General features: G+C 52.0%; 8 protein-coding genes. 4 read left to right on the top strand and 4 right to left on the bottom strand.

The window, feature by feature from the left end; genetic code table 11:
- Positions 1 to 208 precede the first annotated feature (208 nt).
- Both NKG98_RS17380 and NKG98_RS17375 read left to right on the top strand, forming a co-directional pair.
- Positions 209 to 1,594, top strand: a complete 1,386-nt coding sequence (locus tag NKG98_RS17380; protein ID WP_254767392.1) for a hypothetical protein — start codon at positions 209 to 211, stop codon at positions 1,592 to 1,594.
- Positions 1,595 to 1,652: 58 nt separating this feature from the next.
- Positions 1,653 to 1,952 (top strand): hypothetical protein, encoded by a 300-nt coding sequence (locus NKG98_RS17375; protein WP_254767391.1) that lies wholly within the window; start codon positions 1,653 to 1,655, stop codon positions 1,950 to 1,952.
- A gap of 42 nt (positions 1,953 to 1,994) precedes the next feature.
- Here NKG98_RS17375 and NKG98_RS17370 read toward each other — a convergent pair whose 3' ends face one another.
- The 3 genes from NKG98_RS17370 to NKG98_RS17360 all read right to left on the bottom strand — a co-directional run bounded on the left by NKG98_RS17370 (position 1,995) and on the right by NKG98_RS17360 (position 9,640).
- Positions 1,995 to 2,471, bottom strand: coding sequence for a hypothetical protein (locus NKG98_RS17370; protein ID WP_254767390.1), 477 nt, complete (start codon positions 2,469 to 2,471; stop codon positions 1,995 to 1,997).
- A 497-nt stretch (positions 2,472 to 2,968) separates the two neighbouring features.
- Positions 2,969 to 3,217 (bottom strand): hypothetical protein, encoded by a 249-nt coding sequence (locus NKG98_RS17365; protein WP_254767389.1) that lies wholly within the window; start codon positions 3,215 to 3,217, stop codon positions 2,969 to 2,971.
- Between the two features lie 450 nt (positions 3,218 to 3,667).
- Positions 3,668 to 9,640 carry a sacsin N-terminal ATP-binding-like domain-containing protein gene (locus NKG98_RS17360; RefSeq protein ID WP_254767388.1) on the bottom strand — a complete coding sequence of 1,991 codons (5,973 nt, stop codon included), beginning with the start codon at positions 9,638 to 9,640 and terminating at the stop codon, positions 3,668 to 3,670.
- 116 nt (positions 9,641 to 9,756) lie between these two features.
- Here NKG98_RS17360 and NKG98_RS17355 point away from each other — a divergent pair, with 116 nt between their 5' ends.
- The gene (locus NKG98_RS17355; protein WP_254767387.1) at positions 9,757 to 12,342 is read left to right on the top strand and encodes a PD-(D/E)XK nuclease family protein; all 2,586 of its coding nucleotides are present in this window, start codon (positions 9,757 to 9,759) and stop codon (positions 12,340 to 12,342) included.
- Entirely contained in the window at positions 12,335 to 15,214 is a 2,880-nt protein-coding gene (locus NKG98_RS17350; RefSeq protein ID WP_254767386.1) for a UvrD-helicase domain-containing protein, read from the top strand. Before NKG98_RS17355 ends, NKG98_RS17350 begins: the two co-directional genes overlap by 8 nt.
- Positions 15,215 to 16,200: 986 nt before the next feature.
- Here the strand turns inward: NKG98_RS17350 and NKG98_RS17345 are convergent.
- Positions 16,201 to 17,112, bottom strand: a complete 912-nt coding sequence (locus NKG98_RS17345; RefSeq protein ID WP_254767385.1) for a hypothetical protein — start codon at positions 17,110 to 17,112, stop codon at positions 16,201 to 16,203.
- Positions 17,113 to 17,180: the final 68 nt, after the last annotated feature.

Below are 17,180 nucleotides of genomic sequence, written 5' to 3'. Positions count from 1 at the left end.
CCGACTAAGTTGAGATGGCTATGACAGTTTCCCAGTCCTCTGCATTCAGAACCCGATACTGTCCCTTATTCAATTAGCAGAATAGCGTTCTTGCGGATCGATCATATCGATTGGGTCTGATATTGGTAGGAGAAGAAGGCAAGCTTTTATTGTGTTGCGCTTGTAATACACACCTATGTCACAGGCAGATCGGACAGTAAACGTGCGGATGGCTGAGGAACTGGTCCAACAAATTGATGCCTGCTATGAGGACCGGGGATTCAGCAACCGCTCTGAATTCATCCGGTCTGCTGTTCGGGATGCCATCCAAGCAGAAGACCCCTTTACAGAAGAGGCCCGACAGGGGATTGAGGAGGCTCGCCAGCAGTACAAAGAAGAGGATGCAGATGACCTCGACCCAGTCTTAGAACAGCTTGGATTGGACCCACTACCAGATGTCGAGGAGGAAGCACAACAAGAGGCATCTCTAACGCCGGAACTCTATGAAGAAGGCCAAGATACTTGGACTGATGAAACAGATGTGACTATTGTTGGACTTGGAGGTGCCGGAGCGCGTATTGTTACTCGGCTTCATTCTGAAGATTTAACCGCAGCAGATACCGTTGTCATCGATAGTGACGAAGACACCTTAGATGAGACGATGGCAAATACACGTCTGTATTTAGAATTGCCTACCGACTCTGACACTCATACCTCGGAAACTGAACAAATCGAGCACATCCTAGAAAACTCCCAAGAAATGCTTGCTGATCAAATCTTCAGTTCCACAGACCTCGTTTTCATAGTTAGTGGCATTGGCGGGTATGCAGGAACAGCAATGACACCAATTATTAGTCGCGCTGCCCGTAATGCAGGGGCCGTCGTAACAACTATCTCAACCTTGCCACATACGTTGGAACAAGAGCGTCGGCAGCGTGCCCGCAGTGACATTCAGAAATTCCAAGCCAATTCCGATACCTTCGTCTTGATTGACGCCGCTAGGTTTGCGAGTTTTACACCAGAGCTATCACCAGGCCAAGTGTTCGAAACTATTAATGAATATCTTGAGGAGGCACTTCAACAGATGGTGCAGCATCGAAAGTACATTGGTGAGATAGCGGATGGGGACGAACAGACTGGGTTGGCATCGTTCTTCAGAGGAGGTGGGTATGCGACTTTCTCGACACTGTCGACAAGCGAGGTTGGGGAGTTTACGGAAGCTCGGGATCAACTCTTCCAACGGTCGCTTGTAGACCAAGCATCAGATACAACGGGAAACCTATTGCATCTTGTCCGTGTGAACATGAATAAGATCGCGGAAGCAGATACCGCTGCACTCATACAGACACTGTCAGGTGAACCTAAGGATCTTACACCAAATAAGGTGAGTATCAATATCGTACAGGACAATGAGATGGATGCCGCATTGCGGCTGACAAGTATTGTCACTGGCCTGGATCTTTCGCTTGATGACATTATTAGTGAGTCAGAAGAAACTCCGGCAACCAAGGAGGAGGGCGGGCTTGTCGTGAAACGAGACAATACAGCGGAAGAAGCCCAACGAAGAGATGCGACGCCGCAGACTCAGTCAATGGGTTCAGCTTCTCCTGCCTGATTCCCAAACCTAAACTTGATAGGTTCAAGAGAGAAACACCTGTGTAGGTAATCGAATAATGGCGTTTGAGATAGATATTAGAGAAGAACTACATTTTCCACAACTCGAACGCTGTCCTGATGCCGTCCAGCGTGATTTTCGAGATGCTTTCAAAGACTTGCAAGCTGCCTCCGTATCAGACGTCAAAAACACCAATCTTGATTTCTTGGAGAGGATCCCTGGGCGTCCTGAGTACAATATCGTGTCAACAACAGCCACCGAAGAATACGTAGTTGTATTTGAAATTGAAGAAAATCCCGACGGCAAAGACACATTGCGGGTATTGCGAATTGGGAAGAAAAGCAATCTACTTGAGTGACTACAGTAGACTACGGCCAGTCTATGCCATCACCTCCAGACTCTACCGTGTCCCCTCACAATCTTCATCACTACTGACTCCCTGCTCAGCTTGAGTATCATGACCGTTCCCTTCTGTTTGTTGTTCTAAATAATCTACTACATCATAGTCTGGTGAATCTATATCTGAGTAAATACGGTTGTCCTCATCCACAGATGATTTTGCACACAGAATGTGTCCCTCAAGCGTTTTTAGTACGGAATTCTTCTGGTTATTGAGCTGGATCAAGTCTCGTTGTAGCACTTTTAGCTCATGAGTTGGTGGATCTGACTGGGATGACAGTGTCGAGATGCGTTTTCTGACGTTTTCTGTTAATCCATAAAACTGCGTCAGTTCCTGGACTTCCTCTTCAGAGAGCAGCCCTAACAAAGAGGCATTATTCTCAAATACCGTACGTAGTATCGGATCGGGCGGTACGATAATCGCGTCCGGTTCCTTTCCTGCGATAGTTTCTGCATATCGATAGAGGTCCTCTGACATAGTTCTGATTTCTTCCCGTAACGCTTTCCGTAGACGTCGCTTCCGAAGCTGATGCCTCACAGCGAGAACTAAGAATGAACCAACAACCCCGATAAGTGCTCCAATGATGGCACTGTCAATACTGATGCCAAGGAACTCACCACTCTTCGCAGTCTCGTTCATTGCAGTCCCATTCATAAATATGGATGCTTATTATAAATCGTCTTAGGGGATCTAATGAGTGTTTCGAGAAAGACGCGTGGAGTGGCAAAAATGTTGTACTAGCCGTAGGTGGACATGGATTCTCACTATGCTGTCTACTAGATCACTAATTGATGAGCGATTGAGACCACAGGAAATCCCTGAGGCAGCTGTTTGCCTGGTCTTAATAGAACTACACTACAATCAGTAACTTAATTATTTTAACATAGATTCTTTTCTGTTTTGCCAACCATGCCATGTCAAGAAAATACCATCTGGCAAGAGTTTAAGCTGAGAATGATAATAGTTCCAGTAGTCTAATCTAATTTCTTGGAAACATCAAACATCACTCGGGTGAAGCAGTCACAACAAAACTCATCAGCAGTCGCGATTGACCTCTCTAATGTCATTTCGATGTAGCGGCCTGTCGGTTCAGCGTAGTCTGGGTCGTGGATCATTGAATGCCCTGATTCAATATCTTCGCCTATGATTTCAACAAATACTGTCATTTTTGGGTCTAAATCCTGAAGAGGAATATCTGCCCGTGGGCCGCTATTTTCACCCATAGCGTTTAGATTAGTCGTTTAAGAGGTTCTCTTGTCTCAGCCAGAACTGTTCGTACGCGTTGAAGACGTTCCTCGAGTGAATCGCTTTCCGCGTCGTCCATTGTATCCATGTTCTATACGAGATGTTAAAGAAAGGGAGGGTACAGTTTCTCCAAGTTGGATCCACAATTACTGCCACACCCCTTTGGTTCCGGTGTTAGTAGCACAGACACATATGAACGACGGCACCATCGGTTCCGATTGGGGCTATAGTCTATCAAAGTAGCTCCAGTCTTGCGATTTACGATGGAACTGAAGGGGTGTCCCGGGGTGATCAAGAACACCGGAACCAAAGGGGTGTCCCTGGGTGAACTAGATGCGACATCTGACTGGAATCTGTGTTCACTTGTCTACGGTGGACAATTGAATTACAGTAATACCGATTAGCTGGAGTCGGTCCGAAGTTCGGAGTTAGCTATCTATGCTCATGTTCATATAGCCACCCTTGACGACCTCCTCAAACGGATCACCTCGAACCACTGATTCAGCATCTTCGACATCTTCCAGCACTATCTCAGAAACGAACTGGGTTTCTGATGCCCAGTTTGGTGTACCGGGATCTGGGACGTAAACGAGGCGAATCACATACGAGCGGCCACCACGGAGGAATGCTTTACAGCGGCGATATTCATTCGTCGTGAGACGGAAGTGGAATGGGGGCGACCGGCCGTCGACAGCCTTCACCTCAACGGGCACGAACTGGTCGAGATCAAAGTCTCCCCGACGGCTAGATAGTGGACCAAATGGGTCGATGATGTCGAATCCAGGACCCTGTTCGAGGGTGACGTTACAGAGCTGGACCAACGGGTGATCGCTGAGTTCGTGTCCGTCTTCAAGATATTCGCGCCAGTCGACGATCGATTCCCGCGTTAATTCGCCACTCGAAAGGAGTGGCAGAAGATTCTGTTCCCAGACTCGATTAAGGTGCCAGTCGTAGTCTTCGCGTTGCTGGTCATCAGACAGACGTCGGAACGTCGATCGAATAGATCGCATCGTTCCAATGGGTTGATCCTCGAGCCAAGACGCAGCATCGTCCAGAATTGCTACAAGTGTCGCGGCTTCACCCTGCTGACCCCGACCACGGTACTGAGTGCTGCCACCACCGCGTCCACTCCCAGTTACGCGTGTTGAGGCACTTTGTACGCCAAAATCTTCGTCCAGTAGGTTTTCGGTCGAGAATTCCTGCCCTCTTTCCGCAGCAGATTGCAGCTCTGCTAGCGCGTTGTCTTGATGATCTGCGGCGGAGACAGCTGTTTCGTCCATAGGGAATTCCCCTTCGAGAACGTACTGTCGAAGTACGGTCTTCAGATCAAGGGCGTCCTCAGCCACGGTCTCGCAGATTTCCTCAAGGAACGGTTCGATCACCGCTGACTGGAGTTTCTCTATAGGAGTATAGAAGAACAAGCGGTCACCCCTTGTATCGTCCGCACGTAGACGATCAGAAAGTTGGTTCGTCCATTCAACACTTCTGTTCGTCGAGAGCTCTTGAATTCGAGATCGCCACTCGTCAGGGTCTTGGAGCTCTTCAGTTTCCGTTTGGTCCCAGACGTCCCTCACGGCGAGGAGTCGAACGTAAGCCGACGGAACAGATTGCGGAAAACACGATGTTGCGTCAGTCGCAGTCGCGTTTTCCGCCAACCAGGTGATTACAATCTGCTCCTTCTCCTCGGCGATGTTAGACTCTGCAATCGCCTCAGACCACGATCTGCGATCCTCACCAAACAGGCACCCGAGAACGAATTGGACGTCTGAGGGAAGATTATCTCGTATATCACTAATGAAGGCTGACTGAATCGATGCCTTGTCGAGCTCTACATCTATTTCTTCGTTACCAATTAACGCCTGCTCAAAATCCTCCACAGTGCTATCGTCGTCACGTTCGACTGTCTCGACTATTTCATCAACCGCAGGTCTGACTTCACCGTCGAATCTTTCGACTAAGGAGACAAGTGCGTCGAGTCGCTGGCGAAGATTTCGGCGACGTTTTGCTCCGAGAATTCGAGTGACTTCGTCAACAGGGAATGTTCGTCGTCGCCAGCGCTTGGTGAGTTCTACCGTCGATAACTCATTATCAAGCGCCTCTCGGAACGTTGCAATTGTCGTCGGCCGTTCAGCGAGTAGTGAAACCGCGTTTGCCAAACCATCAAGGGAAAGTTCCTCATCGTAAGCTGACGCGTTAAAAACGAAGGCTTCCTCACCCTCTCGAGGAGCATAAAGCCCAGATTTGGGGTTTTCGAGACCACTCTCGACGTTTTCCGGGAAGCGTTCAGCAACGCGTAGTTCCGAAATTGCGGCTTCAAGATCGTCAGCGAATTCGCGAATCCGATCTTCACTTGTTTGTTCCAGTGATGCAACCAGAAGGACCGTCCGCTCACGGAGTTCCGAACGGAATTCGGAAAGAGAGGTATCCGTGAATGTCAGATCATCGGCATCGAAAACAGGTTTCGATGCGTCAACCCGTTCGACTCCAAGAGCAGCTGCAAGCCGTGTAAACGGGCCCGACGCAGTTCGGGCGAGTAGCCAGTGATCTCCCTCCTCAACAGCCCGACGTTCCCAGGGCTTTGGGGATTGGTCCTCATAGTATCGGCCCGTCTCAGCATTCTCTGCCATCCAATCCAGAGATGCGACTTGCCACTTTCCATCGCGCTGAATCGGAAGATGAGACAAGAACGGCAGATCGATGTCAGCCACATCTGCGTCCTCTGCTGGTATGTGTCGCAGGATAGGGTCCAAGAGCGCCGTATATGCCGCGTTCCAGTCGTTGTCTCGTTCATCCGGAACGTTGAGGGGAACCGGTTCCTCGCCAAGCGAATCTACCGCGAGCACTTTGAGAAGTCGCTGGAGATGGTGAGCAGCTTCGACCGCATCGAAAGACTCGACCGGTTTAACCCCGAGCGTTCGGAGTAACTCTTCGGAGAGGTCGAGATCGTCCACCTCGACGTTCGGGAATAGCCGTGAAGCCTGAGCCCCACGTGAGCCGGTTTTCACGACCGTGTAGGCAAGCCGGTTAGCGTCGTCCCCCCAGCGCTCCTGGAGATCAGGATCGACCGATACGGTCGAATCCCAAACTGATAGATGACGAAGTTGCCAGTTCAGAAGTGTCGGGACTGTCTTCGACCACTCGTACCCATCTCGCTGGTGGCCGTGTGAACAAGTCCATCCTGTCTCGAGGATTGACTCGCTGAACTTGTTCTCGTACCGGCCGAGCAGTTCGAGGAGATCATCCTCGCCGAGCTGGCTCAGCGCGTCGAGGTCCTCCATCCAGACCCACGTCGCCAGGAAGACATCCTCGAGGATACCATCGGTCTTGACGTTACATTTGCTCGAGTGTTCGGCAGTCGTCTGTGGGTGTCTCCCCGGAGCGGTAATCCATCGCTGATAGGTACCATCGAGTTCGGCGAGCGTCTGTTGAAGTGCGACGGCACTGTCAGGGAGGCTCTTGCCAACAGCGAAATCATCGGAGGACCACTTGGAGGGGTCCCATGATGCATCACCCCGTGTTCGAGGATGCCCGGAACCGTACATCCAGACGGTCTGGATCCCTGGAAGGACAGAAGCGCCGAACAGTGAGAGTGTCTGCGCTATTCGCTCGTACGCGGCGTCATCCTGTAAAGCGCCAACAATAGGTTCCCACGTTTCCTCGTCCGGTTCGGGCCATCTTGAACTCGCACTTCCATCAAACGCGTCCCAGTCATCAACCGTGTCGTTTTCATGAGCCCGTGCACGGACACGCTGCCATTCGTCGCCGAGTATCGTTTCGCCAACTTCGTGTAACCCTCCTTCTCTCGGAAGAGCGATGAAGTTGTTCCGGAGGTTGAGGCGGCGACGAAGGTTCTGCCGTTGATCACCATCAGATCGGGCCACGGCGGTCTTTACGTAGTTTATTGGGATGAATGAGCCCTCGTCTGTCTGGAGATCGGGCGATTCACTCCCCAGTTTGTCTATTTGCTTCGCTAGGAAATAGAAGTCCAATGCTTCTACCCGCGTCGGTTGATCAGTCGCGAACGTGTCGAGAAGCTCGCGGAAATAGCTCGGCGTACCGTCGTAGACGCGGACTCCCCACGGTCGCCCAGCTAGTTCGAGAACCCGACGAGCACGTTCGTTCTGCTCTATTGTTCGGTCGAGGAAGTAGACCCGAAAACTCGATTTCTCACGTGGGACCTCTGGCGGCTCAATGTCGCGCTCGGGTGAGTTAACGTCCCAGAGAACAGACCGCGAGCGAGAAGTTCCGCGTTCGTTCGGTGTAGGTCCCGACCGTGATTCGATAGGAACCAAGAGTAGCTTCTCTGGTTGACCCTCGCTATTAGCGGTCTCTCCCCCGTCTTCACCTACTGTCTCTTCGCTATTGGTCCGTCGGCAGGGAAGGAGATAGACTCCCTCGAGATGCGACGAAACTGCGTCCAGTGTCGACGATAGCTCGTCGTCTTCCGTGCCCGAACGAAGTATTGTTTCGATCGTTCCGATAAACAGCGACTGGGCGGTTTCAGCATTACAGACGAGATGTGTATCCTCTTCGTCGAACACCTGTTGGTTGAGGTGATCACCAAGTATCGCTGCCCACGACTGGGCCACTTGGGCGGAGAACGTGTCCGTATTGTCGACGGAAAGCAGTGATTCGATTCGGGTTTCCCACGTGTCCGAGAAAGAGCGGCACCCTTGGAGCGTCTCTCGAGTCGGAAAGTTGCGATCGATCGCAGTGTCAGTAACGGTTGTGTCTATCGAATCGAGTACATCATAGAGTGCGAGAAATCCATCACGGACCGTTGCATTCCAGTGAATGAGGGCCTCTTCCGGGAGGACTGCTATCCTCTCACTGTCAGCATCTCCGACGGTAGGCAAGCATGCTCGTTCACGAAGTTCCTCGTATATTGCAGCACGGAACCAAGTAAGTAGACTTGCCTGTGAACTAGGCTCGTCCGGGTGATGTTCCGGCGATGGAGGAAGGAGAATCCAAGGATACCGTTCACCGAAGTCACTCTCCGCCGCCACGGCGGCGACTCGGCCAATGAGTTCGACGCCGCGTTCGAGCACTTTTCGGTTCTCTTCGAGGCTGTTAAGGCTCAGGTCTTTTCGATTCGTTTCGACTGTGAAGTGGCCGTGAAGACAGAAAGGGAGCGAGACGTCTCGTGTATTCTCGATGGGGTAGTAGAGATAGAGTGGATACTTCTGCTGTCCGCCACGTTGCCCCGTCGTCCTCGGAACAAGCAATTGGGTGTGAGTATCTGGATCGTCGTACTCGAACTGGTCGAACCGCTTGTCTGGAAGCGCCTCCTTTGTCCCTTGTATAGTTACTGTTACTCTCTCGTGTTGCACCCTCTCGCTGTCAAGTGATCCGGAACTACGGTTGACATCCCAGCGCTCCCGGTCTGTATCACCTGTCTTCTCTACTCGTTCGAGGAGCAGCGTGTCAATTCCACCGAACTGGACGAGCGTTTCGGGAGTAAGTCCCTCCTCGTCAGCATTTTTGGAGAGGTATGACCAGAGCCGATCCGCCCGTTCCTCAGCGTCACGGTCATTTGATTCCGGTGATGGGAGGTCAAAGCTATCGAGGAGGCTTCGCCAATCGTCGTCCTCGTACTCAATAAATACCGCAGTACGGAACGGGTCTCCATACCACTCATCACCCTCCCCAGCGAGGAGCGACGAGGCTCGATTTGCCACGGGGTCGCTCTGATCAGTCGTCGTTGTGAGTGGAACTGGGAAATCGAATAGCGGAAGCTTGCCAATGTCCTCTCGAGCGTCCAGATCCAGTGTCTCAGTCCGTTGCTCGAGGTTTGATTGCGATGTCAGTGACTGAATCGTTTCATTCGGTACTGTGCCCTGAAGACCGAACGAGGAGGTATCGTACCCAAGCGACGAGAGGAGGGCCGCAGTGACATACGCTCGACTCAATCGGACACGAAGAGTACCGTCTGTCGCAGCGTTGTGTCTCGTCCAAATCTCGAACGCGTCTCCAGTCGCGAGCACTGATTTTAGGCCAACCCCTTTGTGTCCGATTTCCTGATCGGAGTTGCCCTTCGAAGATTCCCCGATCATCGTGACTGCGTCTTCGACATCGGGGTCAAACAGATCGAATGGATCGCCCGTATTCGCTACTAGAACTCCCTCATCATACACTCCTACGTAGACACGTCCACCATCAGTTTGGTTGGGGATGGCGTCCCGAGCATTTTGGAGGAGTTCGAGAATCTCTCTTCCTTCGTGACCGCCAGCAATTGCTCGCTCGGCATTCCCGCTCTTTACTTTGTCACGAAGCAGTTCTGAGACTGTTTCTGAGGACGTCGATGCAGAGAAATCATCGAGAAAGTGGCTCCATCGGTTGCTCCACCGTTTGAAGAGTTGTTCTTCAGAAAGCCGGCTAACGACTGTAGACTGTCTTGTCATGACTACCTAAAAGAATAATGTATTCATAAATTTCGGGGAAGGGGCTAAGGCTAACGGAAGATGGGATCTGAGAGCATTACGATAGGTTTTTCTATCCTGTATCAACATTTCGGAAGGTGTCAATAACCCGGGCAACACCTCTCGATGACTTATATGAGCGAGTCGCTGACCACGACCTTGTGCTCGCACCCGATGCACCGCTTGCCAGTGCCCTAAATCGACGCCTCGACAGACCGCATCTCGGGACGTTCGCGACTACCCCACGACGTCTCGCCGCCGGGAGACGTGAGGAAGCCGAGGACCGGACCGCGTTCTTAGAACTCATCGAGCGTACTGATCTCGACTGGAAACTATGTGCCTATGCGATCGGTAACATCCTTCAGTGCTGGGAACACCAAGGTCGCATTGACTCTGTCCTCGAATATAATGCGTATGCTGACGAGGCAACTGAAGCAGCGGTAAAATACCTGAACGAGCTCGAAACGACGTCCAGTCAATTAACTGAATACAGCGTCTCAAACGACACTAATGTAGCTGTCGTTGGAGAAGATCAGCTGACGACGCTCGAGCGATCGATACTTCCGGATGACTATGATACGTTCAGCCCGTTCAGCGACGAGAGTTTCGACCTTCCACTGTTCCACATCTTCGACTCAACTGCCGCCATTGTCGATACACTGATAGACAGCATCTCGGCTGAGAACGCAGAGGACGTCGCTATCATCCTCGACAGCGCGAGCGAGTATTCTACACTAGTGGAATCAGCCTTCGAATCGGCCGATATTCCGTTCTATGGCGGTCCAGGGTTCATTGACGATCCGGATCACCGAGCGTTCTGCCAATTACTTCGTATCGCGCATCGCGGAACAGATACTCGCGTTCGCGACGTTAAATCTATCCTGAGTAGACTCGGTGTCACAGTTGATGTTGAACACCTCGAAAAGCGCCTGCATGATTTCGATACGCCTGACGTCGAGTGGCTTCGCAAGTTCTGCGGCTCCATCGAAGAGCGAACGTTCGAACAGTCGCTATCAGCGTTCGAGCGACGCACTGAGTGCTCGATGGATGATTTCCGTGACGAGCTAGACGCACTCAGGATCGATAATATCCCGGTCACGGAGGCAGCAGTAAATCAGCTTGAGTTCTATCTCCAGTCATACGAGGTGCCAGTCGACCGTGAGAACGAGGGTGTACTGCTCGCTGATGCTAAGTCGGCCGCGTACGTCGACCGACCAGTTGTATTCTGTCTAGGCCTTGACGAGGGATGGACTCACTCTTCACCGCGTCGCCCATGGGTCGACCAGGAGGATCAATACGTCAAGAACATTCAGCAGTTCCAGCTCCTCCTTCAGAGCGGTGTCGAACAGTATTACCTCGTACAGGACACGAACGGCGGCGCGCCCGTCACACCCTGTTTGTACTTCGAGGAACTACTCGACGAAGAGTTCGAACGATTCAGCGATCTCGAGTCAGTAACGCATGCAAAGGCGACCCGACCACAAGGTACTGGGTTCGAGAAGGAGCCTATCGACGCTCTACCAACTGAAGTCGAAACGGTCAGTCAATCCAGTCTCAGCACGTACATTAACTGTCCGCGCGACCACTTCTTCAGTCGTCTCGTCGATAGTCCCGACAAGGATTACTTCAAGGAGGGAAACCTATTCCACGACTTCGCCGAGTTCTACGTCGCACATCCTGATGCCGTCGATGGAGACGTAATCGAGGAGGCCGTTGAGATCATTCTCGACAAGACCAGGCCATTCGTTCGCTCCGTCGACCAGAAGACGCGCCGCACGAAGTACAGGGTCGGGCTCCAGACTATCACATCGTTCCTCTCAGAGAACGCGCCCCAAGATGGAACCTTCCTTACGCCGGACGGAGGGCGAGGAGAAAACGTATTCGCTGACCACTTCAACCGACCAATCGAGTCGTCAATCACCGAACGCTGGTTCGAGAACGAGACGTTAGGGCTCAAGGGGAAGATCGATCTCGTGCACGAGCCGACACGGCTCGTTGACCACAAGAGCGGTAGCCGAAAGCGTGCTTCGCAGGTAGTGAAGAACTCGGCCATCGACCCACCGAACGACTCGCCGAACTTCCAGGCGCTTCTCTACCTCACACATTGGCGGACCCAGCAACCGGACGACCAACTCGAGTTCACGTTCTTCCACTTCCTCGAAACCCTCGACGATGTCGTCACTGGTGACGCCGACCTCGACGATACGCTTACGACGATCACATACTACCCTACCTCGTTCGAGCGTCACGCCCGGTCGCGAGAAATGTTCGAAGAACTCCGGGAGGACGGGTCCGGGAAATGCCGGAAAACGCTCGGAAAGATCGAATACGACGACTACCGGGCAGTATTCGAGGAAGCATCGATACCGGACACGCGCGACAGTGAGGAACTCATTGAGTCGACGTTCGGTGACGCACTGACGTCGCGGATGAAAGAGTGCGTCGGCGACTACAAGTACGTCTCGACGGGCTGCAAGCAATTGATGCGGCAGTTGATGCGAGTTCGAAGTCGCAATTACTTCCGCGAGGATCTCGATGCGTTCGAGCAGTTCGTCGACGACCGCCTCGAAGAACTGAATCGGCGGCGACGGGGCGACGAGCGATTCCCTGTCGAGGGACTCGCTGGCGAGCCGAACTACCGCTACGTGGACAACCGCGACCTGATTCTCGAAACCGATGACTGAACCTAACGATCAGCAACGAGAACTCATTGACAGCACTGAGGGCATCTATCTCGTCGACGCCGGGGCAGGGACCGGCAAGACGTTCGCGATCACTCGACGCTACGCTACCATCGTCGAGCAACCCGACGTCGAACCGGACGACGTCCTGCTCGTGACGTTTACCAACAACGCGGCGACTGAGATGAAAGAACGCATCGTCGGGCGAAGCGACTACGGTATGCGTGAACTCGCCGATGCCCCCATTCAGACGTTCCACTCACTATGTCACGACATCCTCCAGGAGCACGGCCACGCTGCGCCCACGTACCTGGGGATCGACGATACGATCACAAACTCCACTCGAATCGTCGAGGACGAACTCGTCGAAAGCGCGCTATTCCAAGAGTTTATCGACCGATTCAGCGACGATCACCCCGAGTACGACGATCTCTTTCGAGCCATTTCCGATCCCAGTGGGCTGCTCGACCTTGTCGAACAGTTGGCGGCGAAAGGCGTGTTCCCGACCGAGAACGGCTGGTACCGCGACGGAGGACAGCATCTGGATGGCGACTTCGAAGCGTTCGAGCAATTGTTTGACGAGGTGAACAAGCCGCGGAACGGCGGTAGTAAGCAATCCCGACTCCGATCGAAGCTCAGCCGCTATGGGAAGAATAAATGCTATCTCCCTGATGCACCCGACAAGGCCGAGATTCGGGGGAGCGGTAAGCAGGTACCTCCATCTTTGGCTACCAGGGTATTCAACGAGGATCGAACTGAGCTGAAGCAGTTCGTTCACGACGTCTACTATGAGTATCTCGCGTTCGCGCTTCGACGCAACTACTTGAATTTCGGATTTCTCCAGCTGTTCGCATTCGTTCTGCTCTGTGAGAACCACGAACTTCGGGACAAGGTCGCTTTCGAGTACGTGATGGTTGACGAGTTCCAGGACTCGAGCGAAATCCAATTCAAACTCGCTTTGCTCCTCGCCGAGACGGACAACTTCTGCGCGGTGGGTGACTGGAAGCAAAGCATCTACGGGTTCCAATATGCCGACGTCGACAACATCATTGAGTTCGGGGACCGAATCGATCAGTTCGCCACTCAACTGAACGAAGACGCTGAACGCGTCTCGTTCGAGACCGACGACGTAAACACCATCGAGTTCGTCGAGAACTATCGGTCAACCCAAGAGATTCTGGACTTCTCGGAATATGGGCTGCTGGTCCCGGCAGCGAGCAGTGACGAGGTCGACGTCGAAGAAACCCGAGACCGAATCACACAGCTCCAGTCGAACACCGATCACGAGAACACGACTATCGAAGCGGTACAGAGCGAACAAGAGCACGAGCTGATCGTCGAAAAGGCACAGGAGATCGTCGGAAACGACACCTATCAGGTAGAGGATGAAGACGGAAACCTTCGTCCAGCAGAATACCGCGACATCGCAGTGCTGACTCGAACGAGAGATTTCGGCCGTGAACTGCTTCAGACTGCCGAGGAATACGGGTTGCCAATGGCCTACGAAGGCGGTATCGAACTATTCCGGACCGATCAAGCAAAGCTCCTCTTGGCGTGGCTCAGAATCCTCGAAGACGATCTCGACCGCGGCTGGGCTGCCGTCCTCGAAGAAGCAGAGTATACTATTGACGAGGTGGGTCGCATCCTCGAGCAGGAACGCTATCCACAGAACATGGTCGAGTTCCGGGAGAAATTGGCCGCGATGGAGACGCTCGGCGGAGTCGCACGCCGTGTATTCGAACAGTATGGATACGACGGCGCGACGGCCGATGTGGTCCTCCACACGATTCAGTCAGTACGTAACGAGACGACCATGACTCGGGGGGACCTCATCCGGTTCATCGAACGCGGGATCGAAGCTGGAAGTACCCACGAGGTCAGCGCGAGTGCTGGGGCGAATTCGGTGACGGTCCAAACGATTCACTCCGCGAAAGGGCTGGAGTATCCCATCGTCATCCTCGCAAACATGAATAGCGGTCGGTTCCCACCGTCTGGCGGTAGCAGTGACACGATCAGCTTCGAGGAACCGGTCGGTCTCCGACAGCAGAAGGAGTATGCTGAGGATGCACACGGTATGCCACACGTCTACGACAACTGGCGATCCGACGTGATTCAGAAATGTCTTCCGCGCGATTACGACGAAGAACGTCGTCTGCTATACGTCGCAATCACGCGGGCTGAGAGCCACGTCGTTTTCACGGCAGGAGAGGACCCGAACACCTTCCTCGAAGAACTCCCTGTAGACGCCAGGTCAGCGGTTCCTGATCCAGACGAGGTTACTATAGACGCAACAGAACAAGCCCAATTCCAAGTCGACATCCCCGCTCCCGAGGGACCGAAAGGACATACACCACACACGCTGATGCGCGATGACGTATTCGAGGATGTCGAAGAAGGCATGGGAAGTGAGTTCGGTACGAGAGTTCACGACTTCGCAGAAGCGTACGCCCTCGGTACTGACGCCACTCCGGCGAACGAGGATGAGCGGCACGTTCAGCAGTTGATCGATGATCTCGAGGGCGAATTACTGGTGGAAGAGGACGTCTATCTCCCACTCACGGTAGATGGTGATGAAGTCACTATCTCTGGTATCGTCGATCTCGTCCATATCACTCCTAGCCGGGTCGAGATAGTGGATTATAAGACCGATCGCAGCCGTCATGCAGAGTCTGAGTATCGAAAACAGCTTAGCGTCTACTTCCACGTAGCTACGTCTCAATATCCCGATCGAGAGGTTACAGCGTCTATCTTCTATACTGATGACGGGACACAGCAAAGAATCGATCCCCTTCCCCGTGAGGAACTTCAAAACTTGATTCGGGAGATCGATTCGACTCATCAACCCTCTTCAGCAATCACTAATTCCAACCCCTGATCGAGAGTCAGTGGTAAAAAGCCATCAGATTTCAAGAGGTGTATTCAGAACGGCGGAACGACGGAACCGATGAGGAGTGGTCGCCGATAGGAGACGATCACTTGGAGTAAACAAGTCAGGATAAAACATAAGAATATAGAGTTGTAGAGAATTATGCTGATTCCTGATTGAGCCCAATCGGCGTTTGAGGTGATGTCCCAGTGGCTAATAGAACGACCACTGCGCCTGAATGGCGTGTACCCCCATGTACTTACGGACTGAGATCGACGGTACACGCCTGTGGTATTCGTGGTATCTCTTCTCTTCCCCTGTGGAATCTGTGGTAACTCCTCGGAGAAAGCGTGAGAGAATTCTGCCTAAAACCCCAATATCTCTCTCACGCTTTTTGTGACTTCTTTAGGCCCCAAATGCCAACACAAACAGATATTTCACCATTAGTTTACTGGCAATAATTCCATGCCAGAATTATATCCTCTCGGGATGATGATTATGTGGGCAAGATGCACACAACTCATCAAGAATCCACAGACGCAAGCCGGATAGCGAACTCAGATTAGTGATATTCTGTATGAGTGAATGTTTATATATGTATCCTCATGGGTATTCTTTTCATACTCATAAACAAAGTTGTAGTTGTGTGGGCAATCTGCCCACACCGGTTCCGAGATCGAAAGAAGGCGAAGCACTCTCGACATCAGAAAAAGGATATTCTGGAATATGAAATTTGATATGTTGGTTCTGTACATAGATCGCGATGCCATTCAGTAGGATATTATCAGAATGAATATTTAAATGTGGGCAAACTGCATACATACTCTAGGAAACCCCGTGCAGTCATCCCGATGCAATGGTAAAATATCTGTGGCTATCTGATCTCTCCAAATTATATAAACACAGTTTCAATTCACGACCGATAAATGTCTGGAATCTGTTTCATAAACGGTCTTCAGGCTAACTTGGTGGTGGATATGCTTAGGAACCGTAAACTACTGCTCAACTTCTAAAGCCGTGAGTAGTTCCCTTCCAGGATCCCCAAAGATGTCATCAAATTTGTCTCGGTTCGTAGTTGCGAAGTCTCTAAGCCCTTCTATAGTTGTGATCTCATAGTCGAGTGCGAGGTAATCCCTTGTGGCAGGACCGATCTGGGGTAATGCGGCTAGATCATCTGAGTAGACCAGCTCGTGATCAGCTAACCACTCATGAGCACGATCTAGAGCCACTTCAGGCGTCAATATAGAATCGGGGTCGGGTTCGACTGACCAACCTTTTCGGTACCAAGGGTGGCGCTCATCGTTCGGCGCATTACCGGTAACAGTTACACTATCATCGGGTGTCGGCGTAATCGTAAGACGAAAGCCACCGCTGGTAACCCATCTTATACGATTATCCGTATTTGTAGTGAGGTTCCATCCTCGAAAGTCATCTGATGGGGAGAGGCTTTCTAGGGGTCCACCATCACCAAATGATCCCGCGGAAGAGAAGCCACCAACGTGATTTGTAGCTATTTCACTTACAATACTGCGCTCTACGCCAGTTTCTTTTGAGATGTCGATCGGGTCAGCAGTACCGAGGAAATCCTGGGTAGTAGTATAGTCGTTATCAGCAAGTGCCACCAATCGTGAGCGGTTCATGAGACGTTCTTGGTGAAGTTGCTCCTCGATCCCTGTCTCTTTTAGGTGTACGAGATACGCTGATGCGTCCTCCTCGGTAAATCTAACGTGCTCTTCTTTGATGTGTCCGTTTTCGAGTGCATCCACCAGTGAACGAGGCGAATAGTCGGTTGACCGAAGAGAGAACCATTCCTCTTCGTCCTGATCGTAAAGCTCGAGGTCGATACCGGCGTCAAAATACGGTGTATAATTCTCGAGTGTGAAGGAGAGGAGTTCTACCGTAGACATGGTTCAAATATATTATCTCACAATAATAAATGCGTGTGGTATATTCAAAATCGATCAACTCAATACGA

Source organism: Salinilacihabitans rarus (genome assembly GCF_024296665.1).
Classification (GTDB): Archaea; Halobacteriota; Halobacteria; order Halobacteriales; family Natrialbaceae; genus Salinilacihabitans; species Salinilacihabitans rarus.
Note: the sequence above shows the minus strand (reverse complement) of the source record. Positions and strands in the feature narration are given on the sequence as shown.